This window comes from Bartonella pachyuromydis, assembly GCF_039543065.1.
Classification (GTDB): Bacteria; Pseudomonadota; Alphaproteobacteria; order Rhizobiales; family Rhizobiaceae; genus Bartonella; species Bartonella pachyuromydis.
On record NZ_BAABJA010000003.1, the window covers coordinates 54691 to 77140 of the forward strand.

The 22450-nt window shown below is 37.3% G+C and carries 24 protein-coding genes and 1 tRNA gene; 7 read left to right on the forward strand and 18 right to left on the reverse strand.

What is annotated here, in order from left to right; translation table 11 throughout:
• Positions 1-13 precede the first annotated feature (13 nt).
• Together ABD917_RS03265 and ABD917_RS03270 are read left to right on the forward strand one after the other, a co-directional pair.
• Entirely contained in the window at positions 14-1360 is a 1347-nt protein-coding gene (locus ABD917_RS03265) for a D-alanyl-D-alanine carboxypeptidase (RefSeq protein WP_345118674.1), read from the forward strand.
• Positions 1361-1393: 33 nt separating this feature from the next.
• Positions 1394-1672 (forward strand): hypothetical protein, encoded by a 279-nt coding sequence (locus ABD917_RS03270; RefSeq protein ID WP_345118675.1) that lies wholly within the window; start codon positions 1394-1396, stop codon positions 1670-1672.
• A 318-nt stretch (positions 1673-1990) separates the two neighbouring features.
• Here the strand turns inward: ABD917_RS03270 and ABD917_RS03275 are convergent, their stop codons facing one another.
• From ABD917_RS03275 to folE, 7 genes are all read right to left on the reverse strand, one after another.
• Entirely contained in the window at positions 1991-2221 is a 231-nt protein-coding gene (locus tag ABD917_RS03275) for a hypothetical protein (protein ID WP_345118676.1), read from the reverse strand.
• A gap of 434 nt (positions 2222-2655) precedes the next feature.
• The gene (locus tag ABD917_RS03280; RefSeq protein WP_345118677.1) at positions 2656-4053 is read right to left on the reverse strand and encodes an L-serine ammonia-lyase; all 1398 of its coding nucleotides are present in this window, start codon (positions 4051-4053) and stop codon (positions 2656-2658) included.
• A gap of 728 nt (positions 4054-4781) precedes the next feature.
• Entirely contained in the window at positions 4782-5462 is a 681-nt protein-coding gene (locus tag ABD917_RS03285; protein WP_345118678.1) for a nitroreductase, read from the reverse strand.
• 350 nt (positions 5463-5812) lie between these two features.
• On the reverse strand, positions 5813-6331 hold the full coding sequence (locus tag ABD917_RS03290) for a hypothetical protein (protein WP_345118794.1): 519 nt from the start codon (positions 6329-6331) through the stop codon (positions 5813-5815).
• 110 nt (positions 6332-6441) lie between these two features.
• On the reverse strand, positions 6442-7644 hold the full coding sequence (locus ABD917_RS03295; RefSeq protein ID WP_425548544.1) for an alpha/beta hydrolase: 1203 nt from the start codon (positions 7642-7644) through the stop codon (positions 6442-6444).
• A 458-nt stretch (positions 7645-8102) separates the two neighbouring features.
• A tRNA-Leu gene (locus ABD917_RS03300) sits at positions 8103-8187 on the reverse strand.
• Positions 8188-8328: 141 nt separating this feature from the next.
• The gene (gene folE / locus ABD917_RS03305) at positions 8329-8949 is read right to left on the reverse strand and encodes a GTP cyclohydrolase I FolE (protein ID WP_345118679.1); all 621 of its coding nucleotides are present in this window, start codon (positions 8947-8949) and stop codon (positions 8329-8331) included.
• 125 nt (positions 8950-9074) lie between these two features.
• Here folE and ABD917_RS03310 point away from each other — a divergent pair, with 125 nt between their 5' ends.
• The 3 genes from ABD917_RS03310 (at position 9075) to thrS (ending at position 11952) form a co-directional block, all read left to right on the forward strand.
• A complete protein-coding gene (locus ABD917_RS03310; protein WP_345118680.1) occupies positions 9075-9503 on the forward strand; it encodes an iron-sulfur cluster assembly scaffold protein in 429 nt (142 codons plus the stop codon).
• On the forward strand, positions 9504-9857 hold the full coding sequence (yidD, locus tag ABD917_RS03315; protein ID WP_345118681.1) for a membrane protein insertion efficiency factor YidD: 354 nt from the start codon (positions 9504-9506) through the stop codon (positions 9855-9857). It begins immediately after the preceding gene.
• 118 nt (positions 9858-9975) lie between these two features.
• Positions 9976-11952 carry a threonine--tRNA ligase gene (gene thrS / locus ABD917_RS03320; RefSeq protein WP_345118682.1) on the forward strand — a complete coding sequence of 659 codons (1977 nt, stop codon included), beginning with the start codon at positions 9976-9978 and terminating at the stop codon, positions 11950-11952.
• Between the two features lie 37 nt (positions 11953-11989).
• On the opposite strand, the gene ABD917_RS03325 is transcribed toward thrS, so the two are convergent.
• The 5 genes from ABD917_RS03325 to ABD917_RS03345 form a co-directional block, all read right to left on the reverse strand.
• On the reverse strand, positions 11990-12493 hold the full coding sequence (locus ABD917_RS03325; protein WP_345118683.1) for a MerR family transcriptional regulator: 504 nt from the start codon (positions 12491-12493) through the stop codon (positions 11990-11992).
• A gap of 204 nt (positions 12494-12697) precedes the next feature.
• Positions 12698-13012: an integration host factor subunit alpha gene (locus tag ABD917_RS03330; protein ID WP_345118684.1), complete on the reverse strand. Its 315-nt coding sequence runs from the start codon at positions 13010-13012 to the stop codon at positions 12698-12700.
• 78 nt (positions 13013-13090) lie between these two features.
• The gene (locus ABD917_RS03335) at positions 13091-14065 is read right to left on the reverse strand and encodes a beta-ketoacyl-ACP synthase III (RefSeq protein WP_345118685.1); all 975 of its coding nucleotides are present in this window, start codon (positions 14063-14065) and stop codon (positions 13091-13093) included.
• A gap of 79 nt (positions 14066-14144) precedes the next feature.
• Positions 14145-15179 (reverse strand): phosphate acyltransferase PlsX, encoded by a 1035-nt coding sequence (plsX, locus tag ABD917_RS03340; RefSeq protein WP_345118686.1) that lies wholly within the window; start codon positions 15177-15179, stop codon positions 14145-14147.
• A gap of 152 nt (positions 15180-15331) precedes the next feature.
• Complete coding sequence (locus tag ABD917_RS03345; RefSeq protein ID WP_345118687.1) at positions 15332-15889, reverse strand: YceD family protein; 558 nt, start codon at positions 15887-15889, stop codon at positions 15332-15334.
• A gap of 223 nt (positions 15890-16112) precedes the next feature.
• Here ABD917_RS03345 and ABD917_RS03350 point away from each other — a divergent pair, with 223 nt between their 5' ends.
• Positions 16113-16592 carry an outer membrane protein assembly factor BamE gene (locus tag ABD917_RS03350; protein WP_345118796.1) on the forward strand — a complete coding sequence of 160 codons (480 nt, stop codon included), beginning with the start codon at positions 16113-16115 and terminating at the stop codon, positions 16590-16592.
• 52 nt (positions 16593-16644) lie between these two features.
• Here the strand turns inward: ABD917_RS03350 and nusB are convergent, their stop codons facing one another.
• The 6 genes from nusB to glyA form a co-directional block, all read right to left on the reverse strand.
• Positions 16645-17112, reverse strand: coding sequence for a transcription antitermination factor NusB (nusB, locus tag ABD917_RS03355; protein WP_345118689.1), 468 nt, complete (start codon positions 17110-17112; stop codon positions 16645-16647).
• A gap of 2 nt (positions 17113-17114) precedes the next feature.
• Positions 17115-17573: a 6,7-dimethyl-8-ribityllumazine synthase gene (locus ABD917_RS03360; RefSeq protein ID WP_345118690.1), complete on the reverse strand. Its 459-nt coding sequence runs from the start codon at positions 17571-17573 to the stop codon at positions 17115-17117.
• Positions 17574-17648: 75 nt separating this feature from the next.
• Positions 17649-18266, reverse strand: a complete 618-nt coding sequence (locus tag ABD917_RS03365; protein WP_345118691.1) for a riboflavin synthase — start codon at positions 18264-18266, stop codon at positions 17649-17651.
• Positions 18248-19375, reverse strand: coding sequence for a bifunctional diaminohydroxyphosphoribosylaminopyrimidine deaminase/5-amino-6-(5-phosphoribosylamino)uracil reductase RibD (ribD, locus tag ABD917_RS03370; protein WP_345118692.1), 1128 nt, complete (start codon positions 19373-19375; stop codon positions 18248-18250). Before ribD ends, ABD917_RS03365 begins: the two co-directional genes overlap by 19 nt.
• On the reverse strand, positions 19368-19850 hold the full coding sequence (gene nrdR, locus ABD917_RS03375; RefSeq protein WP_345118693.1) for a transcriptional regulator NrdR: 483 nt from the start codon (positions 19848-19850) through the stop codon (positions 19368-19370). Before nrdR ends, ribD begins: the two co-directional genes overlap by 8 nt.
• A 13-nt stretch (positions 19851-19863) precedes the next feature.
• A complete protein-coding gene (glyA, locus tag ABD917_RS03380; RefSeq protein ID WP_345118694.1) occupies positions 19864-21177 on the reverse strand; it encodes a serine hydroxymethyltransferase in 1314 nt (437 codons plus the stop codon).
• 318 nt (positions 21178-21495) lie between these two features.
• Between glyA and argC the strand changes: the two genes are divergently transcribed.
• Positions 21496-22431 carry an N-acetyl-gamma-glutamyl-phosphate reductase gene (gene argC, locus ABD917_RS03385; RefSeq protein ID WP_345118695.1) on the forward strand — a complete coding sequence of 312 codons (936 nt, stop codon included), beginning with the start codon at positions 21496-21498 and terminating at the stop codon, positions 22429-22431.
• Positions 22432-22450 lie beyond the last annotated feature (19 nt).

The window sequence follows — 22450 nt, forward strand, 5'->3', positions numbered from 1 at the left end:
TAGGATACTGCAAGTGTATATTAACTGCCCAAAAATTATACGTTGCTATAAAAAAATAGCCATTGCTTTTATTATTTTAGCTCTTTCTTACTCTTGGGCATTAGCCACTCCTCCAGAAGCATACCCTGATAAGTATGCTGCTATCGTTATAGATGCAAATACAGGAAAAACCTTATTTCAAGCCAATTCAACGCTAAAGCGTTATCCTGCTTCTTTAACAAAAATAATGACATTATACATGCTTTTTGAAGCTATGCATACGCGTCGAGTAACACCCAATACACCAATTCCCGTCTCACAATACGCAGCAACACGCCCACCAACAAAAATCGGCTTTAAAGCAGGCCAGACAATTTCTGCAGAAGCTGCAGCAAAAGCCCTTATTACAAAATCAGCAAATGATGTTGCTGCTGCCATTGCAGAATATCTCGGTGGCAGTGAAAAAAAATTCGCTCGGATGATGACTGCTAAAGCAAAAAAACTTGGCATGAACCATACACATTTCGCGAATGCTTCAGGGCTCCCAGATACGCGTAATTATTCCACAGCAAGAGATATGGCAACTTTATCATTAGCCCTACGCAAACATTTTCCACAGCAGTATAAATTGTTTAAAACAAAAAGTTTTACTTTTCGTGGACATACAATTAACAGCCATAATAGACTCGTTAATACGATGAAAGGCGTCGATGGAATTAAGACAGGATATACACAAATGTCAGGTTCTAATTTAGCATCCTCGATGCGCCTTGAAGGACGTTCCATTGTTGCTGTTGTTATGGGAGGTAAATCCTCTAGCGCACGTGATAGACATATGGCTGACTTATTAAGCCAATACTTGCCCAAAGCTAGCCAGATGAAAAATAATGGACAGTTAATGGCTTCTGTACACTATAACTTACCCTCTGGAGTTAATATTCCTATCCCCTCCACTAAAGCTGAACCAACCAATTTCGATGATGAAATTTCTACGATGTTGACGGCATTTGCAGAACAACCACGAAATTCCAACACGGCAATAGCTGCAGTAAACCAAGCAATTATACCAATTCCTAACCCTCAGAAAATGATGTCCGTTGAAACTAAAATTGTTACAGCTTCTTTATCTACAAATGCTGGATGGGCCGTTCAAATTGGTTCTCTTCCAAGTCAAGAACAAGCACAAACTCTTCTCCAAAAAGCAAAAAATGTAGCCTATTCCGCTCTAAAAAATACATCTTCACATATGCAACTGTTTGAAAAAAGCGGACGTCGCTATTATCGTGCACGATTTTTAGGATTTCAATCAAAAAAAGCCGCATTTAATGCCTGTTCTACGTTAAAGAAAGCAAATTTTAACTGCTATACTGTAACCTACTAAAAGTTTTTGGATTTCACATTTAAGGATAGTATCATGATACATAATGCTCTTGCTTCATCCAATAAAAAAGAAAAATTATTGAAGCAATCATCCTTCCCCTCATTACGCTCTCTTCACAATGCTGTGACAAAACTTACTGGTTTAAAGTCTACTCCAGCAACATTAGATACACGCTCTCTTGTCAATCTTCTCGTTTGCCAAACAATGCGCAATCGTCGTCTCGCAATGCCTCCTGTACGTATTCATTTGCGTGTCGCTAGCCAAACCAGTAATGTACCTATTAAAATTCACCTAGGTGCAACAAATCTTTGAATCCATAAGTAATTTTTATAAGAAATATTTTCTTAATAAAAATATGAGTGCATTGCCTAACATCTTAAAAATACTGGAGTAGGTGCCTTCTGCCAATTAATAAAAATTGTACTCAGCAAATTTGTTTAATTCTTTACTGAGCTTTATCAATAAGGATGTTTTTTATAAAGTAAACAAAAAGTACCAAATATTATCTTGCTTTTTGATTTGATTATTCTTTATATTTTTATGGGAAAAAAATTATCCTATTGAAATGCAGCTTTGAAGCATTGATGAGAGAGTATCGTAATGAAAACTCTTCTTTGATAAAATATAAGTTCAGCCAAGTAGTAATAAATACTGCATAACATTTCTTGAATCAGCTTCTAAACACGTATTCTTTTCAAGATAAAAGAATACGTGTTTAGAATATAATTTTTGATGTGCCCATTCCCCACTTTTCTCTGTCACGCATGAAGCATATACTGTAATATTGACAAAGATAATACTATTATTTTCAACACTCATTATCTCATCATAAATCTTGTCCCAGCAATTTTTTGCGCGCACGCCAATTCACCTTTCACACTGCAATCAGATGAATGTTTCTGACTATTAGTGATAGTGAATGAAAAAGAAATATATTATCATACTAGGTAGCATTAATGTGATATAGAAAAAACAACTTAATAACAAAAAATTAATTTACTCGCTCTTAATATATCTTTATAAAAACAACTCACCGTTTTACCACTTGAATGAGAAGCAAAAGTACAGAAATAGATTCTATTCTAAAATCACCCAAATTGAACTAGTAAAAAGTCTTTACTTTCGCATCATAAAATAAAATCATTGTGTAGATAAAAACTATTTAGAAAAAAATCGGTATACTTTCTTATAAACTATCTTAATATGAAAATCCCTGCAATATATTAAAAGCTAACTCGTTCACAGGCGATAAATACTCTCTAGAGAATTTACCAGATTAAATATCTATTGACGCTTTAACAAGATATTGCATTGACTGCGAGACCAGCTTTACTCGTTTCCTTATAACGTTCACTCATATCATGCCCCGTCTGACGCATTGTTTCTATACAGGCATCAAGAGAAACAAAATGTTCTCCATTACCATGTAACGCAAGGGAAGAAGCTGTCACAGCCTTAACAGCCCCCATCGCATTGCGCTCAATACAAGGAACTTGTACAAGACCTGCAACTGGATCACAGGTCATTCCCAAATGATGTTCAAGTGCAATCTCCGCTGCATTTTCAATTTGAGCTGGTGTTCCCCCCAATGCTGCTGTCAACCCCGCCGCAGCCATTGAAGATGCTGTGCCAACTTCTCCTTGACACCCCACTTCAGCACCAGAAATAGAAGCATTATGTTTGATGACACCACCAATAGCTGCTGCCGTCAACAAAAAATTATATATTCCTTCTCGATCTGAATCATCATAAAACTGAAGATAATAACGCAAAACGGCTGGCACAACACCAGCAGCCCCATTTGTTGGTGCTGTGACAACACGACCACCTGCTGCGTTTTCTTCATTCACCGCTATAGCATACACCGAAAGCCAATCGTTTGCCCAAAGTGGGCAATTGCGATTTTTTTTTCGATTTTCCAAAAGTGTCTCGTGCAACTTTTTAGCACGTCTTAAAACACGCAATCCACCTGGCAACTCACCTTCTTGTGAAAGCCCTCTATTAATACAATTTGTCATGGCTGAAAAAATATCATCAAGCCCACTATTAAGAGCAAAACGTTTCATCTTTGTTTCTTCATTTATGCGCTTCATTTCAGCAATTGAAAGTCCTGATTTTTCTGCCATTGATAACATTTTATACGCAGAATCAAAAGGATATGGCACTTCAGATACTTCTGATTGTATATGACTATTCAAATGGCTTAATTCATCTTCAGTTACAACAAAACCACCACCAATAGAATAATAAACCTGCTGCAAAAGGATATTTCCATGAATATCAAGCCCTTCAAAGCTAAGACCATTAGTATGTCTAGGAAGAGTTTTTTCTCGTTCAAAAATAAGATCTTTCTGTACATCAAATTGATAAGCAGGATGCCCCTCTGGTTGCACCTTTTTTTCACGTGCAACCTTTTCTAACAGCTGCTCCATGCAGTCAGGATCAACAGTTGCTGCCTTTTCCCCCAAAAGCCCTAATATAATAGCTCTATCTGTAGCATGACCAATTCCTGTAAAAGCCAAGGAACCGTGAAGATAAACACGTATACGAGAAACTGCAGAATCCAACGACCGAAAAAGACTCCACGTAAGAATCTCTTGTAAAAACATATTAGCCGCAGTCATTGGCCCCATAGTATGCGAACTGGAAGGACCAATACCAATTTTAAAAAGTTCGAAAACAGATAAAAACACACATCACCTCAAAACTACACAGAGTCTAAGTATATGCCTTTTTATCATATTTGTCCCATTTAAAATCAAATGGCGAGATAAGCTAAAAAAATGACAGCAACAAATACAAACGTTGCTCTTCTTGCCACTACCCAACACTTACTTTCTAGAGCACTTTCCATAGATAACCTTTAAAATGGACAATGATTTTAAAAACAACCACTCCCTTAATTCTACAAGTCTAGTAAAATAAGTGTTAACATGCAATATTAAAATTCAATAAGAATGATAACTTCCCACTAAAATATTTTTACAATGCCAAAGTTCTTTTAAAATTACACTCATTTTACATTTAAAATAATTTTCATAAAGATATTTGTATAACCTATTGATTTATAGTTATTAATCTTATTTCAAGTTAAATTAGCTAAAAATATTTTTTGCACATCACAAGCAAAATTGGCATGTGGGTAAAACATCTCTTATAAACGCTCCCAAATGCAAGATTATAGCGATATATCAAAGTTAACAAAGAATATGATAAAGCCCCAACCTTCTATTTCATAAACATAAAGATAGCATTGCTCAATGAATTTATGCACTATACCATTCACAAATAGCACCATAAGGTAGGCCTGTATGCATTGAGTAATGACTCTTTTTAAAAAACGCGTGAATTTACAACACGATGGTGTTTTGTTTTGCATAAGAAGTTGATTTTCACCTTTACAACTTTACTTCTTCCCCAATTAAATAAAACGTACAAAGTTTTCGATTGGCTCGCGTTCAGTCTCAAAATTATTTTCTGGAGCACTCATATCACGATAGCCAAGTGCCATACCACAAATAATATGACGCTCAGGAGGAACAGATAAAAATGTACGAATTTGTTTATGGTAATCCGCAAAAGCCGCTTGAGGACAAGTATCTAATCCAAATCCACGGGCCGCTAACATAAGAGTCTGCATAAACATACCCAAATCAAGCCAGCTCCCCATTTCCATATCATGATCCATTGTAAATAAAAGTCCTACAGGCGCCCCGAAAAATGAAAAGTTCCGCGCTTTCTGGAGAAGCATTTTTTCCTGCTCACCTTTTTGAATTCCAAGGCTCTTATAAAGATCCAAGCCAATTTTTTGACGCCTTGAAAGATAAGGTTCACGCCATCGACGTGGATAATAATGATATTCACGCTCTCCTTCTACTCCTGAAAGTACAAGGTGTGAAAGTTCTTGTCCTAACTTTTCTAATACTTTCCCTGTAAGAACAATGACTTGCCATGGTTGAAGATTTGTTCCAGATGGTGCACGAGCCGCAAATTTTAAAATTTCTTCAATCGTTTCCTGCAAAACTGGTTGGTTAGTAAAAGCGCGAATCGATTTACGTGACAAAATGGATTGAAAGATATTGATAGAAGAATTATCCGTCATTGTTTTTACTTTCTCTGGAGATAGCATTCTCTTTTTTATTGCTACAGCCTATTATTTTAATAAACATTTTTAATGTAACGTAAGGAATCCCCAAATGAAAGTGAGATAAGATACTTTTACAAAGCACATTCTTTTTTGTTAATTTTTCTCATAATTGACTTCTTTCAAGCACTGCTGAGAAAAACCATTCAAAGTGTAAACAAACGATCTCATGATTTTACGATGAAAGAAGTTAAAAGGTTTTGTTATAAAAATTTCATAGTAAGAATCGATTGCGTTCTTAAAGAGCTCTGATTTTTTGACATGCTGTTTTTTATAAACTAAAAATGTGTTTTACTAACGTGTTTTATTCAAAAACTCTCTTTTTCTGAGCTTGAGTATTCTTTTTCGAAAAGATGAGGGCTTTCAACAATAAGCTTTTTTCGTGCTTTTTGTAACTGCTTAATAACCTCGTCAATTTTTGACGAAGAACAAAAAGCTTCTTGGCTATTTAATAGATGCTGCTTCTCCTTTCCCTCATAAAAACATTGCATTTGAGATTGCAATATTCTCATCTCTTGAAAAAAAAGGCGTCCAGTTTCCTTAAAACTACTATTAAGCGCAAAAAGTTGATCTGCAATTGATAGTAAAATTTGTTTTAAAAAGCGCTCATTTTCTTGGCGTTTCCGATATTCTAAAATAAGAGCTTGGCTTATTTCATCCAGCTGTTTTTTTGTAGAATCAATTTGGCGTAATAAATTTGGTTTCTCCCCCATATGACCTTCTCTCGCCTTTAAAAGTATAGTATGAATATCTAATAACTGAACTGCGGAATGAGATAAATAATCAACTAATGTAGGCGTATTGGCATAGCGCTTTTGTTCAACCATCATAAACTCACCTAATGACTGGTTTTTGCATTCATTCCGCTATTCAGTTTTTATTCTACAAAGCTATTCTAAAGAAAGTGCTAAAAACCTTACTCGCAATTCATTTATATTTAGCGTTTTCCCATTCTTTCCGTACCTATATGTGGAGTTAATGGAGATAATAAACGTACAGGTGCGTAAAAGATAAGATGTGTTGTTTTTTCTATTACACTACTACTATCAGCAAGAAGCGCCTGACTAGGTGATAACTCTGTACCCTGCATAATTGTTGAGGCCAAAGACCCTTCTCGAGAAAGTGCCATCAATGTCGGTGAAGATGCAAAAACATCATGCGTTCCACCATCAACATGAGAAAAATCAAGAACAGCTATGCCATTTTTACGCAACATTTCAATATCTGAACCATCTCCCAAACGATGATGACCACCAGTAAGACGCCCTGAAACAGCAAGCGCTTTATCTGCACGGGATACCAAAATAGCGGTTGGTTGAGGCAATTTTTTAATATCATTAAGCTGACGTTCAAACACATCAATATCAATATCTGGCGCTGCCATTAAAAAACTTGTAATACGACGAATAGGTTTATATTTTCCCTGTAATGCTAAAGTTCTAAATGCTTCCATAATGACGAAATTGCCCATAGAATGTGCAATCACAGAAATTTGATCTGCATTGGTTTCGCTAATGAGTGTTAAAAGCTCTATAAGTCCGTCGCGGGCAAAATTGGCACTATCACGGTCATAAATATAAAGAGGAACTGATCCAGCAGAAGGCCACGAATAATGTACAGTGACAACATTTAAAGAATAATCATATGTAAATTGAGCAGTACGAAATGTGCCATCTGCAAAATTGTTATTATAACCATGGATAAAAAGAAAAATCTCTCTTTTTCCTTTTGTTTTTTTTGCTAAAGCAGCATTTAATTGCTGTTTAAATTGTTCCTTGTTATCGTATTTTTGTAATGCCACTGCTGCAAAATATTTATCGTGCGTAGGTTTATAAGAATTTATTTCGACAAGCCCTTTTACATGTCGTTGAGGAATGCCTACATCAACGCGGTTGTAGTGCACTTTATTTGATCTCTCTGCTCCATAAGGTTGAGAGTAATTATTTTGTATCATACGACTTGTTGCAACATACACCGGAACAATAGCTTTTGGAGGGATTGGTTTTTTTTCAACTTCCCGTTGTGCTGCTATCATAGATGGTGTCGCATTCACCCCATGCCAAAGCACAGCCCGCGAATCACCACATGCTGTTAGTAAAGACATACAAACCAAGAACGCTAAACACCTTAAAAATACCATGCCTCTTACTAACACCACTCAAGCCCTCTTAAAAAGATTCAACACCCCACGCCCCAGAAAAACAAAATTTCTGCTACCCTGAAATAAAACCATTACTAAGAGTACACGAAGATAACACATAAAGAAACCCCCCTCTACAATGCATAAAAGAGCTTTCTTTAAAATATGAAGAGAATTCGTATTTGCTACAAAGAACTTAAATGATGCACTTTGATAAGCTGCAGTTCAGATCCATCTACATACTCGTCTTTAGGAAATTTTTTTACAGATAAAGCAGATAATCTATCACGTGTTCTTGCTTTCCTAGTCACTTTTTAAATCACCTTTTGAATTGCACTTTCGGCAGATTCATCAGATATCAAAATCGCATGTAAAAAACAATTAATTAAATAAAAACAATTACTTGTAAACAAAATAAGATAAATACCAATATTAAGCATATTGCAGAAAATTCACAATGGTGCGGTCGAGAAGACTCGAACTTCCACGGGCTGCCCCACAGCGACCTCAACGCTGCGCGTCTACCAATTCCGCCACGACCGCACATAGTGACGTAAAAAATTTTAGTTTTTTGGCTTTAACAAATCACAACGCAAGGTACAAGCCTATTTTCACTTTCTCACGATTTATTTCACTCAAATAATACCGTATAGTCCAATGTAAATTATGAGAATATAGGTTTTACTATAAACTTTGCACCATCATCATAAAATTAGCCTGTATAGCTTGATCTTCTTCATAACAACCATAAAAACGTCTGGTAACAGTTGTAGATCCTTGCTTTTGAACTCCTCTCATAGCCATGCACATATGCTCCGCCTCAATCAATACCGCAACACCACGTGGCTGCAGATGCACGGCCAAAGCATCAGCTATTTGAGCTGTCATAGCCTCTTGGGTTTGTAAACGACAAGAAAAAATATCTACAACACGTGCAATTTTTGAAAGACCAACAACCTTTGTATCAGGAAGATAGCCGATATGAGCTTTTCCAACAATTGGAATCATATGGTGCTCACAATGCGAATAAAAAGGAATATTTTTCACGATTATTGCATCATTGTATCCCGAAACTTCTTCAAAAACCGTGCCCAAAACTTCTTCAACGGATTTATGATAACCCATAAAAAGTTCGCGATATGCTTTAGCCACACGTCTTGGAGTATCTAAAAGCCCTTCTCGATTTGGATTTTCCCCTATCCATAAGAGCAATGTACGAATCGCTTCTTCCACCTCTTCGAAGCTTGGACGCTCCTCTTCAGATAACAATAACTCTCTCGTATCTCTTTTAACAACATTATGCATCTAAAAACTCCAAGCTTACTTTACACAAAACATTTGCTACATATCTATTTCATTTTGTATAATCTCTATATAAGAGAATGAAAAGCTTAAACAATCACCTCTCTCGAGATTTCAGGGAATAGCGCATGATTGACAATATCTATAGTAATAAAATACTTGAACATGCCGCGCATATAAGTAGAATTGGACGCCTTCACAATCCAGATGCAACGTCAAGAAAATATGCGCGCCTTTGCGGTTCGACAATCACTGTAGATTTAAAAGTAGAAAATAATATCGTTACCGACTTTGCCCATGAAGTGCATGCATGTGCACTAGGGCAGGCTTCAGCTTCGCTTTTAGCATCTCATATCATAGGGCAAACAACACAAAATCTAAAAATGTTACGCGAGATTATCTATTGTATGCTAACGCAAGATGGTCCTACTCCTCAAGATCCTTTTAAAGCCTTTTCTTGCTTACAACCCATTAAAGACTACCGAGTGCGTCATGATTCAACAATGCTTCCCTTTGATGCTATGATAGATTGTATTAAACAAATTGAAGAAAAATAAATGCTCAAATTACAGTTGCAACAAAAAAAGAAAAAAACACGAAATTATATGGATCCTTGGAAAAAAACACCAGGGCGATTATTGGGTATTTTCTTGATACGTCTTTATCAAATAACATTCTCCAGTCTCATAGGAAATCAGTGTCGCCACGCACCAACCTGTTCAGAATATACTTATGAAGCAATTGCACGCTATGGACTGTGGGTTGGTGCATGGATGGGGCTTTTTCGTATTATACGTTGTGGCCCCTTTGGAACATATGGATTCGATCCAGTTCCTACCTCTCTTGAAAGCTCTTATTGTTTTTATAAACCTTGGCGTTACTGGAAAATTTATAAAAAACACAATAAATAATTCTTTTCTTTTTTTATACGTATTGATAAAAAAACAGACTATAGACTTTAATAAATGATGACTAATTTTTACGAAACCATTCGCAATCGTTGGCGGAATTGGTTTAAAGGGGTGTTTTATGTCTTGCTCTATTTCTCTTTCTTTTCCTGATGGTTCAAAACGTGATTACCCCACCCAAATGACAGGATTGGAATTGGCAGAATCCATTTCTAAATCACTTGCCCAAAAAGCCGTCGCCTATAGTCTTAACGGAATCATTCGAGATTTATCGGATCCATTAGAACAAACTGGTCAAATAGAAATTATTACTCGAGAAGATCCACGTGCTCTTGAACTCATACGTCATGATTGTGCACATATTCTAGCTGAAGCAGTACAGGAACTTTTTCCTGAAACACAAGTGACAATTGGCCCAGTTATTGAAAATGGTTTTTATTATGATTTTGCACGCCAACAACCTTTTACATTGGAAGATCTCACTGTCATTGAAAAGAAAATGCGTGAAATTATTCAACGTAATAAACCTTTTAGAAAAGAAATTTGGTCTCGTGAAAAAGCAAGAGAGATTTTTTCTCAAAAAGGCGAACTCTACAAAGTTGAGCTTATTGATAGCATCCCTGAAAATCAAGATTTGAAAATCTATTATCAAGGCGATTGGTTTGATCTTTGCCGCGGACCACACATGCAATCTACTGGGCAAGTTGGCAATGCCTTCAAATTAATGAAAGTAGCAGGAGCTTATTGGCGTGGTGATGCCAATAATCCAATGCTAACAAGAATTTATGGTACGGCATTTGCTAATGAAAATGACTTAAAAGCCTACCTACACATGCTAGAAGAAGCTGAAAAACGTGATCATCGCCGCTTGGGACGTGAAATGGACTTATTTCATTTTCAAGAAGAAGGACCGGGCATGATTTTTTGGCACAAAAAAGGCTGGAAAATGTTTCAGAATTTGATCAACTATATGCGTAGGCGTCTTGATGATCATCAATATGCTGAAGTCAATGCACCACAAGTTCTCGATAGATCACTTTGGGAGATATCTGGCCATTGGGGGTGGTATAAAGAGAATATGTTCAAAGCGATTCCAGCCGCTGAGGATTGGGATAATGAGAGTATTTACGCTCTTAAGCCTATGAACTGTCCTGGTCACGTGCAGATTTTTAAACATGGTTTAAAGTCTTACCGCGATTTGCCTATCAGACTTGCTGAATTTGGTATTGTCCACCGTTATGAGCCTTCAGGCTCTCTCCATGGTCTTATGCGTGTACGCTGCTTTACCCAAGATGATGCGCATATTTTCTGTACTGATGAGCAATTGGCCGATGAATGCCTTAGTATTAATGATTTAATCTTATCAACTTATGCTGATTTTGGTTTTAAAGAAATTAGCCTCAAACTTTCAACACGTCCCGAAAAACGGGTTGGGTCTGACTCATTGTGGGATCATGCGGAAGATATCATGAAATCCGTTCTCAAAACGATTGAAACAAAATTTACAGGACGAATCAAAACAAGTATCCTACCAGGTGAAGGTGCATTTTACGGTCCAAAATTTGAATATACACTAAAGGACGCTATCGGTCGTGAATGGCAATGTGGCACAACACAAATAGACTTTAATCTTCCTGAACGTTTCGGTGCATTTTACATTGATAAAGATTCAGAAAAACATCAACCTGTTATGATCCATCGTGCTATTTTCGGATCAATGGAGCGTTTTCTTGGTATATTAATCGAAAATTTTGCTGGACATATGCCTCTATGGCTTGCTCCTGAACAAGTCGTTGTGGCAACAATTACATCAGAAGCAAATGAATATGCACAAAAAATAACTGCAAAACTTAAAGCTGTTGGGCTTTCAGCATCATCAGATCTTCGTAATGAAAAAATTAACTATAAAATACGTGAACACTCTTTACAAAAAGTTCCTGTGATTTTGGTATGTGGAAAACGTGAATCTGAAACAAATAGTGTAAACATGCGCCGCTTAGGAAGCACGGATCAAGTTCTCTTATCTACAGAAGAAGCGATTAAGCAACTCACAGATGAGGCAATACCACCAGATCTGCGCCGTTTACTCAACGCCTAAAAAAGATAAGAATACTCTAAAGTTAAGGAAATGGTTTTTATCGTGCCCTATCAAGCACGCGTTTGCATTCAATGAGTTCAAACAATGTTTCTTGCAATAATGCTTTGTCGGTTTTATTTTTGTGAACATTAACAGAACCAACTGATGCTTCTCCCTCATTTCTCATAAAACCCAAAAGTCCAAAAGAAGACCTTTTAGGCTTATTGTTGCTAGATTCAACAGTTTGTCCCCCATGTTTTTTTTCTATTACAACATCCATAGCATCAAGATTGCCATTCCCGAATGCAGTAACAAAAGCAACCCCATTCTCTTTTAAAAGGCGTTGTACACCCTTTATCGTATACCCCTGATCATAGAGTAACCGCTTAATACCATTGAGCAAATCAACATCAGCTGGACGATAATAGCGCCTTCCTCCCCCACGTTTCATTGGTTTAATCTGCCTAAAACGTGTTTCCCAGAATCTTAGCACATGCTGAGGAAGCTCCAACAACTCAGCCACTTCGCTAATTGTGCGAAAAGCATCGGAGCTCTTATCCATTTTACAACACCTTATCTAAAACATTACGAATGATTTCATGAAAGACTCAATCAATTCTCAATTTCTCAACAAGATTAGTCAAAAATAGGACCACACTTGACGACATTTAAATTTAAAAGCCTTTTTAATAAAAACGCAAAACTTAATTTTATACAGATTTTTTAATAAACGTTAAACTTTTTAATAACGTTTATTTATACAGTATCATTTTTTTTGTCTTGCACGATGCGAATCGAGAATTCTTTGCTTAAGTATATTCGCAGCCTTAAATGTCACCACACGTCGTGGCGAGATAGGTGCTTCAATACCGGTTTTTGGATTGCGCCCAACACGCTCATTTTTACTACGAACTTGAAAAGTCGCAAAAGAAGACAATTTAACTGCCTCACCTCTGACCAATGAATTGCAAATTTCATCTAGAACCAATTCAACCAAAGCTGCCGATTCAGTGTGTGACAAGCCCACCCTTCTACAAACTACGCTCGCTAAATCTGCACGCGTCACTGTCTTACTTGTCATTATAACCACCTATTTCAAATATTAAAAATTACAAAGTGACTTATACGTTTTATTCAAATATGGTCAAGCGACTATAATCTACCAACGAATAAGAATTGCTCCCCATGTAAACCCCCCTCCCATAGCTTCTAACATGATGAGATCTCCTTTTTTAATTCTTCCATCATCAACAGCTGTTGTTAAAGCCAATGGTACCGATGCTGCAGATGTATTACCGTGTTGATCAACAGTAATCACCACTTTATCTATGGCAATTCCCAATTTTTTAGCAGATGCTTCAATGATACGTTTATTGGCTTGATGAGGCACAAACCAATCCAATTTTGAAGCATCCACACCAGCAGCCGCAAAACAATCATCAACCACATCCGTTATCATACCAACTGCATATTTAAAAACCTCTCGTCCTTCCATGCGTAAATAACCTGTTGTTTTTGTTGTCGACGGACCACCATCAACATACAGCTTATCTATATACACACCATCAGAGCGTAATCTTGTAGACAATATGCCACGCTCCAAAGCACCCTCCCCTTCACATTTGTGTGCTTCCAAAATAGCAGCACCCGCACCATCACCAAATAAAACACATGTTGTGCGATCTTTCCAATCTAAAATTCGAGAAAATGTGTCAGATCCGATAACTAAAATTCTCTTAGCTGCTCCGCAGCGCAAATAAGCATCTCCTGTTGTTAAAGCAAAAATAAAACCGGAGCAAACAGCTTGAATATCAAAAGCGAATCCATGGCGCATTCCCAAAGCACGTTGAATTTCAACAGCAGAAGCAGGAAAAGTATGATTCGGGGTTGACGTTGCTAAAATAATACAATCGATGTCTTTGATTGTTAAACCAGCATTTATAAGTGCCGCTCGCGCAGCCTCAATTCCTAAAGAAACAGTTGTCTCACTGTCATTGGCAAGATAACGTTGGCGTATTCCTGTACGCTGAACAATCCATGCATCTGATGTTTCAATAAATTTCGCAATATCATCATTCGATAAGCTTTTTTGAGGCAAAGCACTTCCTACACCTCGCATAATGGATCGAATCATTCGTCCCTAACCTTTTCTTGATATTCTCTACTTATATTACAAAAGCTTATCACAATCCCCCTCCATTCATTTCATTTTCTTAATCAAAAAGTGTTTCTTTATTCTCATGAAACCATCGTAAATCAGCAGTTATTTTCTTTAACAGTTTATTATGAACCATCTCATAACCAACACGGATAGCAGAGGCAAAACCGTCAGCATTAGCGCTACCATGACTTTTTATGACAACTCCATTCAAGCCTAAAAGAACGCCACCATTCACCCTATCGGGATCCATTTTATTTTTCAGTGTACGAAAAGCGCTCCGCGATAAAAAATAACCCAAAGATGCTACAAGAGAACTTCGCATTGCGGAGTTTAAGATCTCTGCTATCTGTCGGGCAGTTCCTTCTGCTGTTTTCAAAGCAATATTGCCAGAAAATCCTTCTGTTACAACAACATCTACTGTTCCCTTTCCAATGTCATTTCCTTCAACAAATCCTTTATATTCTAACCCATCTAATTGCACTTCACGCAATATCATTCCAGCTTTTTTAATTTCATAAAGGCCTTTAACCTCTTCAACCCCCACATTTAAAAGCCCAACGGTTGGTTTTTCAGTGTGATATAAAGCACGAAACATACCGGCTCCCATAACCGCCAAATCAACCAACTGACTAGCAGAGGCACCAATTGTGGCTCCAATATCCAAGACAATACTCTCACTACGCAGTGTTGGCCAAATACCCGCAATCCCTGGACGTTCAGCTTCCGCCATCATTTTTAAACAAAAATAAGACATTGCCATAAGCGCACCAGTATTACCGGCAGAAACACAAGCATCAGCTTCACCCTTTTTTACCGCTTCAATTGCATACCACATTGATGATTTACCACGCCCATTACGAAGCGCTTGGCTTGGTTTCTCATCCATACGGGTATAACTTTCTGTGGGGTAGAAATGCGACACAGACGCTAAACGAGGGTATTTTTTTAAAACTGGCTCAACAACATCTTCAATGCCGTAAAACAGAAAATAAACATCTGGCAAATGTTTTTGTACAATTGCGGCTCCTGCAATAGTTGCTTCTGGACCATAATCACCGCCCATGACATCCACAGAAATTCTAATCACGCTTGCATATCCTACATCTCATTTACGCGTTTCAAATGCCTATCACAATTTTTTGCTATTAGAACAACAAAAAAACATGTTCCGCGAAAATAATTCCGCAAAATAACGTTTTTATACTAATAACAATAGGCAAATTTTTTATGTTTTTACAATTACTTCCAACTTTTCAAAACAGAAAATGGCGATATTTTTTTTTCAGATGTTTCTCCATTTTCAATCATATGCATCTTAACTCCTTCTTTGCGCGGATAATGATTAATGGATAACTCAAAAAATTCTTCCATGATAGCACCAACATCAATTTTATCGCCATAAAACACTTCCGGCATATCTTGCCCCTCCGCATCTAAAAACAATTCCCCTGTATCCTCCAAGATGTTAGGTTTCAATAAATTTGAATCTTCAGGAACAAAAACAACCTCAATATTTTCACGGAGAACACTCTCTATTGGCTCTAAAGTGACAACACATAGCTGTATTATACGTGCCTGCAATAGGCCTTTTATACGTACCCCACGTTTTTTCCACGGAAAAATATGAAACTTTCCCTCACAAGACTTTACTTCAACGAGAGCATGATTTTTAGCTAAATGCGCACATTCTCGCTGATTTGCACAAATATGAACCCTTATGCCTTTCGCAGGGAGAAAGCGCACTGATACTGGATAAGCCAAAGCAAATGTCATTTGAGGAATATTTTGAACATTCATTGGCAACTCCCGAATAGGAAAAATATAATATATTGCGCTTTTATTTAGCCAAAACACATTTCATTCATTTTTTTCTTTTCTAAAGAAATTCTGTATGGCATAATCCATTTTATAACAGGGAAACTCAATGTAAGCTACGGTAGATTAAGCTAAAATGAGAAAAAACTTGAGGTTGCCTTCTGGTAGTATATCTAAGTGTAAAAGGGAGATACCATTGTTTCAAATTCCCCAGAGAGTGGATTTAATCAAACGTAAATTATTGATTGGTCTGTCAATAGCAAGCATGGTAGCAGTTGCGGGTTGTAGTGTTCTTGATTCCTCAGGGACAAGTCAAATATATCAAGAAGGTTACGTTCTTGATAAAAATGCTCTTAATTCCATTGCCATTGGATCAAGCCAAGAGCAAGTTCTGCTCACGTTAGGAACACCCTCGCTAAAAACAAAATACGACAATGAAATCTTTTACTATATCTCACAAACGCGCTATCGTGGGATGCAATTTATGAAAACAAAAATTATTGATCGTAAAGTTTTGGCTATTTACTTTAACAAAAATGATCAGGTTACTAAGATAGCTAATTATGGTCTACGAGATGGTCAAGTGTTTGATTTTATTGCGAAAACAACGCCAACTGCAACAAAAGAGCAGCCTTTTTTAATTCAAATTATAAAAGGTCCAGCGAACTTACCTATCCATAATTAAATTATAACAGTCTCTATACAATCCTGATAACATCAGGATTGTAGCGTATTTTTTAAGTACGGACTTTTTTTGCCATGCTGTCAAGAACCGCATTGACAAGTTTTGGTTCATCACCTTCAAAAAACGCCTTTGCTATATCGACATACTCGTCCACAACAACAGCAATAGGGACATCTTGGCGATTGATTAACTCCCACAGACCTGCACGCAAAATTGCACGCAGTATAGAATCAAGACGGGAAAGTGACCACTCTGCAGAAAGCTGTTGATGGAGCATAGGATCAAGTTGTTTTTGATTCTTTACAACACCAGTAATAATAGCCAAAAACCATTGAAAATCGGCATCAAGATACTGATCACCATCAATATCTTTTCCTAGACGATAAGCCTCATATTCAGCAGCGGTTTCCATCACACCAGAACCGACTATATCCATTTGATAAAGTGCTTGAACTGCAGCAAGCCTCGCTGCTCCACGTTTATTCGCTAAACGGGCATCTCTTCTTTTCTTATCAGACATATTTACTGATTATCTCCAAATCTCTTTTTTAGAGTGATCATACATAAAGCAGCTTCAGCAGCAAAACCACCTTTATTTTTTTCATCTTCTCTCGCACGCACCCATGCCTGTTCTTCATTTTCCACAGTCAAAATACCATTTCCAATAGCTAACTTTTTATGAACAGTTAAATCCATCAAAGCACGACAAGAATCATTAGCAACAATTTCAAAATGGTATGTTTCGCCTCGAATAACACAACCAAGCGCCACATAACCATCGTAAAATACCTTATTATTTTTTTCAGCAAAAGCTATTGCAGCTGGTATTTCCAATGCTCCAGGAACTGTTACCATATCATAGCTTGCTCCAGCTTTTTGCAAAGTACTTACTGCACCTTTCAAAAGCGCATCAGAAACTCCATCATAAAAACGTGCTTCAACAATTAAGAGATGTAATGGCTTATGTACTTCTTTTATCATAACAGAATCCCAATAGAAAAATAAATCAATGTCTTTAGGATCATAAAATTCCAAAAACTATCAGAAACTTTCAGTTTATTGATCTTTCATTTTGAAACCAGAAAACTTCGCAGCATAACGAGCAAACTGATCAATTTCTAAGTTGATCTGATCTCCAATTTTAGCTTGTCCCCAAGTCGTCATTTCGAGTGTATGACGAATAATAAGAACATCAAAAATACAATCCTCAATACAATTAACCGTCAAAGATGTTCCATTAAGTGCAATAGATCCCTTATTCACAATAAAGGGGGTAAATTGTGTTGGAACTTTTAAGAAAAAACGAACTGCATCACCTTCATTTTTCTGATCAATGATAAGAGCGAGGCCATCAATATGACCAAAAACCAAATGCCCTCCCATTTCATCACCTAATCGGAGTGAACGCTCTAAATTAATACAAGTCCCTTTTTTCCACCCTGCAAGATTGGTCAAACGCAAAGCTTCTTCCCAAGCCTCCACAGCAAACCAACTGATATTAGCGTGTTTTAATCCTTTCTCAACAATTGTCAGACAAATTCCCGAACAGGCAATCGATGCACCAATTTCTAGGCTTTCTAGATCATAGCGTGTAGAAATATTTAAACGCACGCCTTGCCTTAAAAATTGAAGATCTTCAACACAACCAATATCCGTTATAATCCCTGTGAACATAATGTCTTACGTCTCCATTTATAAAAACGATCATTTCCAAACATTCTTGTTTCAACTTCATGAAACTGCGAAAGATAATTTCCAAAATGAGGCGCTTCAATACGATTTTGTCCTAAAATAACAGGCGCATAAAAGCATATTAAATGATCCACACAACCAGCATTTAAAAACTTTTCCCCCGTTTTGACTCCTCCCTCCAGTAAAACACTCTGAATTCCACGTTGATAAAGGAACTGTAAAATTGCAAGGGGTTGCATACAACCATTGCTCAATTCTACCGAATATACAGACACACCGGACATTTCTAATGCATTTTTTTTGCTTTCCTTGGCAAGATTCACATCACAAATAACCCATGTAGGAATTCTTTTTGCTGTTTGCACAACTTTTGCATCAAGGGGAATAGATAAATCTGCATCTAGAATAATACGTATAGGCGAACGCATCTCCATCCCTGGCAAACGACAATTCAATTGTGGATCATCCGCTAATATAGTACCAATACCAACAAGAATAGCATTATTTTGAGCACGCAGAATATGCGTATGCGTATGAGAAATCATTCCACTAATTTTTATCCCCCCCTGCCCCTTTTTTCCCACACCGTTATCAGCAGAAATGGCCATTTTCAGAGTAACAGCACAACGTTGCATCTTCCTTATACACCAATGCGTGCATAATGCTTCAAAAGCCTCTTCGGCCAAAATGCCTTCAACAACTTCAATTCCAGCCTTACGTAACAGAGCAATACCACGACCATCAACCCGTTTATCTAAGTCAGTAAGAGCAATAACAACTCGTGAAACACCTGAATCAATGAGTGCATTTACACATGGTGAGGTTTTTCCATAATGTGAACACGGCTCTAAAGTAACATAGGCAGTAGCACCACGTGCTAAAGAACCCGCCATACGCAAAGCCTGCACTTCAGCATGAGGTCTCCCATCTACGGCGGTTACACCATAACCAACAATATATGCTCCCGCATTATTATTGTTTTGCACAATCAATGTACCAACCGAAGGATTCTCACCGGTAAGACCGACATGACGCTCTGCCAAACGAATAGCTGCTGCCATAAAACGCTTATCTTGCATTTTTTTATTCATCAAAACAAAATTCTGTATCCGTTATACTTTTCGACAACTCGTCTATAACATCGTGAAAATCGCTTGCATTACGAAAATCTCGATAGACAGAAGCAAAACGGATATAGGCAATATCATCAATTCTTTTCAATGCTTCCATCACAAGAAGACCAATTTTCTCCGAAGCAATTTCTGGTTCTCCCAAACTTTCGAGTTGACGGACAATACCAGAAATCGCTCGTTCAATATGCTCAGGATCAATATTTCGCTTACGTACAGCTATATCAACTGAACGCATTAACTTATCACGATCAAATGGCTCGCATCGTCCATTTTTTTTAGAAACCAAAAGCTCGCGCAGCTGAACGCGTTCAAAAGTTGTAAAACGACCACCACAAACAGAACACACACGCCGACGACGAATCACCGCCCCCTCTTCGGCTGGACGCGAATCTTTAACTTGAGTATCCTCATATTGGCAGTAAGGACAGCGCATCTCTTTTGTGTCCTTAACAAGTGCTAAGATAAGAGTAAAGAGGAAACTGATTTGTTATATTTTTCACCTTTTCCTTAACAGCCATTTCAACGGCATTATTATCCTCATCACTTTTTGCTGTCCCAAGACCATCAAGAACTTCTGAAATCAGGTTAGCAACTTGAATAAATTCTTTTTCTGCAAAACCACGTGTTGTCGCAGCAGGTGATCCAAGACGAATTCCTGAAGTTATTGACGGTGTTTCAGGATCAAAAGGAATACCATTTTTATTACAAGTAATATTTGCTCGTCCCAAAGCCAATTCGGCACGTTTTCCTGTTACATTTTTGGAACGCAAATCAACCAATAATAAATGATTATCTGTACCACCAGAAACAATATTAAAACCATTACTCTGTAATGTTTTTGCTAAGGTTTTGGCATTGGCAACAACATCAGCACTGTAACTTTTGAAAGAAGGTTGCAAAGCCTCCGCAAATGCAACAGCCTTAGCTGCAATCACATGCATTAAAGGACCTCCCTGAAGACCAGGAAAAATCGCTGAATTAATTGTTCTAGCTAAAGCTTCATCATTTGTTAATATCAAACCACCTCGAGGACCACGCAGTGACTTATGCGTCGTCGTCGTTACAATGTGTGCATAGGGAACAGGAGAAGGATGAACACCACCAGCAACCAGACCTGCAATATGGGACATATCAACAAGAAAATAAGCACCAATTTCATCTGCTATTTCGCGGAAGCGTTTCCAATCCCATAGACGCGGATAAGCCGAACCACCCGCTATAATAAGCTTGGGCTTACGTTCTTTTGCAAGGCGTTCAACTTCCTCCATATCAAGAATCTGATCTTCTTGACGCACACCATAGGAAACAACATCAAACCATTTTCCAGACATATTGACAGATGAACCGTGAGTTAAGTGACCACCAGCATTCAAATCCAATCCCATAAATGTATCACCAGGCTTGAGCAAAGCTAAAAAGACAGCTTGATTCATTTGGCTACCAGAATTAGCTTGAACATTTGCAAAAGCAGCACCAAAAAGCTGCTTTGCTCGTTCAATTGCTAAATCTTCAACGACATCAACAAACTGACATCCCCCGTAATAGCGTTTTCTTGGATAACCTTCTGCATATTTATTTGTCAAAACTGACCCTTGTGCTTCAAGAACCGCCCTTGAAACAATATTTTCTGAAGCAATCAACTCAATTTCATGTTGTTGACGCTCAAATTCTCCCCTAATTGCATCAAAGATTGCAACATCGGCGGTTTGTAAATTATCATTAAAAAAGCGCTTTTGTATGTCATTTCTCTGCTGATTCATAAAATATGTTCCTAAAATTAAAAAATAAATTCATTAAACGATAACACAGCAAACTACGTAAACAAAATATCTTAAACCACATTCACTTTAAAATGGTGCAAATTTTATTTTATTCCCCCACTATAATAAACGAAAATCTTTTCCTTCACAAAATAATAAAAAATGAATATTAAGTTTTTCTTCATTCCTTTTTATTTTGTAGCATTTCTTTACAAGAAAAATGATTAATAACTTTAATAAATTCAATAATTTAATTTAGTAATCATTTATAATATGATAAGCTGGATATGGCAAAAAAAATCATTTAAGGCAAAAAGAATGACAACAAAAGTTTTCATTGACGGTGAACATGGAACAACTGGATTACAAATACAAAAACGACTAGCGAAGCGTTCGGATTTTAAATTACTCTCTCTTGCTCATACAGATCGACATAATATTGATATTCGACGAGACTGCCTTAATCAAACTGACATTGCTATTTTGTGTCTCCCAGATGATGCAGCACGCGAGACTGTTAACGCGCTTAAAAATAATAAAAAAGTGAGAATTATTGACAGTTCAACAGCCCACCGTATTATGCCAAATTGGGTCTACGGTTTTCCTGAAATGACTGCGGGACAAAAACAACACATCCAAGCAGCACATTACGTGACCAATCCTGGTTGTTACCCTACCGGTGCAATTAGCTTGATTCGTCCACTCCGTGAAGCTGGCCTGCTAGATACCTCATATCCGATATCAATTAACGCAATATCCGGTTATACTGGTGGTGGAAAACAATTGATTGCACAAATGGAAAACCAATCTCAACAAAATGATATTCAAGAAAATTATTTTATCTATGCTCTCAATCTTGAACATAAACATGTTCCAGAAATTAAACTCTATGGACAAATCAGTAAAACCCCTATTTTTGTACCAAGTGTTGGTCGTTTTCCCCAAGGAATGATCGTAAATATTCCACTCCACCGCCGTTTATTTACAAAATCAGCCAACTGTTCTGATCTGCGAGAAATTTTTGAAACCCATTACGATGGACAAAATATTATAACAATTGCATCACAAGAAGAGACGGCAACTCTCACCAAACTCGACCCAGAATACTTAGCACATAAAGACGAGATGAAACTTTTCATTTTTGGCAATGACCGCGAAGGTATTTTCAATCTCTGTGCCCTCCTGGATAATTTAGGAAAAGGCGCAGCCGCAGCAGCTATTCAAAATCTCGACTTAATGCTGTTAGGAAGTTAAACTTTTCTTGTCTTTATAC

What these genes read in the sequence shown, in the direction of transcription:
- ABD917_RS03270 (WP_345118675.1), top strand. Translation starts at nt 1,394, where the DNA reads ATGATACATAATGCTCTTGCTTCATCCAATAAAAAAGAAAAATTATTG.
- ABD917_RS03285 (WP_345118678.1), bottom strand. Translation starts at nt 5,462, where the DNA reads ATGACGGATAATTCTTCTATCAATATCTTTCAATCCATTTTGTCACGT.
- ABD917_RS03290 (WP_345118794.1), bottom strand. Translation starts at nt 6,331, where the DNA reads ATGGTTGAACAAAAGCGCTATGCCAATACGCCTACATTAGTTGATTAT.
- ABD917_RS03295 (WP_425548544.1), bottom strand. Translation starts at nt 7,644, where the DNA reads ATGGTATTTTTAAGGTGTTTAGCGTTCTTGGTTTGTATGTCTTTACTA.
- folE (WP_345118679.1), bottom strand. Translation starts at nt 8,949, where the DNA reads ATGCATAATGTTGTTAAAAGAGATACGAGAGAGTTATTGTTATCTGAA.
- ABD917_RS03310 (WP_345118680.1), top strand. Translation starts at nt 9,075, where the DNA reads ATGATTGACAATATCTATAGTAATAAAATACTTGAACATGCCGCGCAT.
- yidD (WP_345118681.1), top strand. Translation starts at nt 9,504, where the DNA reads ATGCTCAAATTACAGTTGCAACAAAAAAAGAAAAAAACACGAAATTAT.
- thrS (WP_345118682.1), top strand. Translation starts at nt 9,976, where the DNA reads ATGTCTTGCTCTATTTCTCTTTCTTTTCCTGATGGTTCAAAACGTGAT.
- ABD917_RS03325 (WP_345118683.1), bottom strand. Translation starts at nt 12,493, where the DNA reads ATGGATAAGAGCTCCGATGCTTTTCGCACAATTAGCGAAGTGGCTGAG.
- ABD917_RS03330 (WP_345118684.1), bottom strand. Translation starts at nt 13,012, where the DNA reads ATGACAAGTAAGACAGTGACGCGTGCAGATTTAGCGAGCGTAGTTTGT.
- ABD917_RS03335 (WP_345118685.1), bottom strand. Translation starts at nt 14,065, where the DNA reads ATGATTCGATCCATTATGCGAGGTGTAGGAAGTGCTTTGCCTCAAAAA.
- ABD917_RS03345 (WP_345118687.1), bottom strand. Translation starts at nt 15,889, where the DNA reads ATGAATGTTCAAAATATTCCTCAAATGACATTTGCTTTGGCTTATCCA.
- nusB (WP_345118689.1), bottom strand. Translation starts at nt 17,112, where the DNA reads ATGTCTGATAAGAAAAGAAGAGATGCCCGTTTAGCGAATAAACGTGGA.
- ABD917_RS03360 (WP_345118690.1), bottom strand. Translation starts at nt 17,573, where the DNA reads ATGATAAAAGAAGTACATAAGCCATTACATCTCTTAATTGTTGAAGCA.
- ABD917_RS03365 (WP_345118691.1), bottom strand. Translation starts at nt 18,266, where the DNA reads ATGTTCACAGGGATTATAACGGATATTGGTTGTGTTGAAGATCTTCAA.
- ribD (WP_345118692.1), bottom strand. Translation starts at nt 19,375, where the DNA reads ATGAATAAAAAAATGCAAGATAAGCGTTTTATGGCAGCAGCTATTCGT.
- nrdR (WP_345118693.1), bottom strand. Translation starts at nt 19,850, where the DNA reads ATGCGCTGTCCTTACTGCCAATATGAGGATACTCAAGTTAAAGATTCG.
- glyA (WP_345118694.1), bottom strand. Translation starts at nt 21,177, where the DNA reads ATGAATCAGCAGAGAAATGACATACAAAAGCGCTTTTTTAATGATAAT.
- argC (WP_345118695.1), top strand. Translation starts at nt 21,496, where the DNA reads ATGACAACAAAAGTTTTCATTGACGGTGAACATGGAACAACTGGATTA.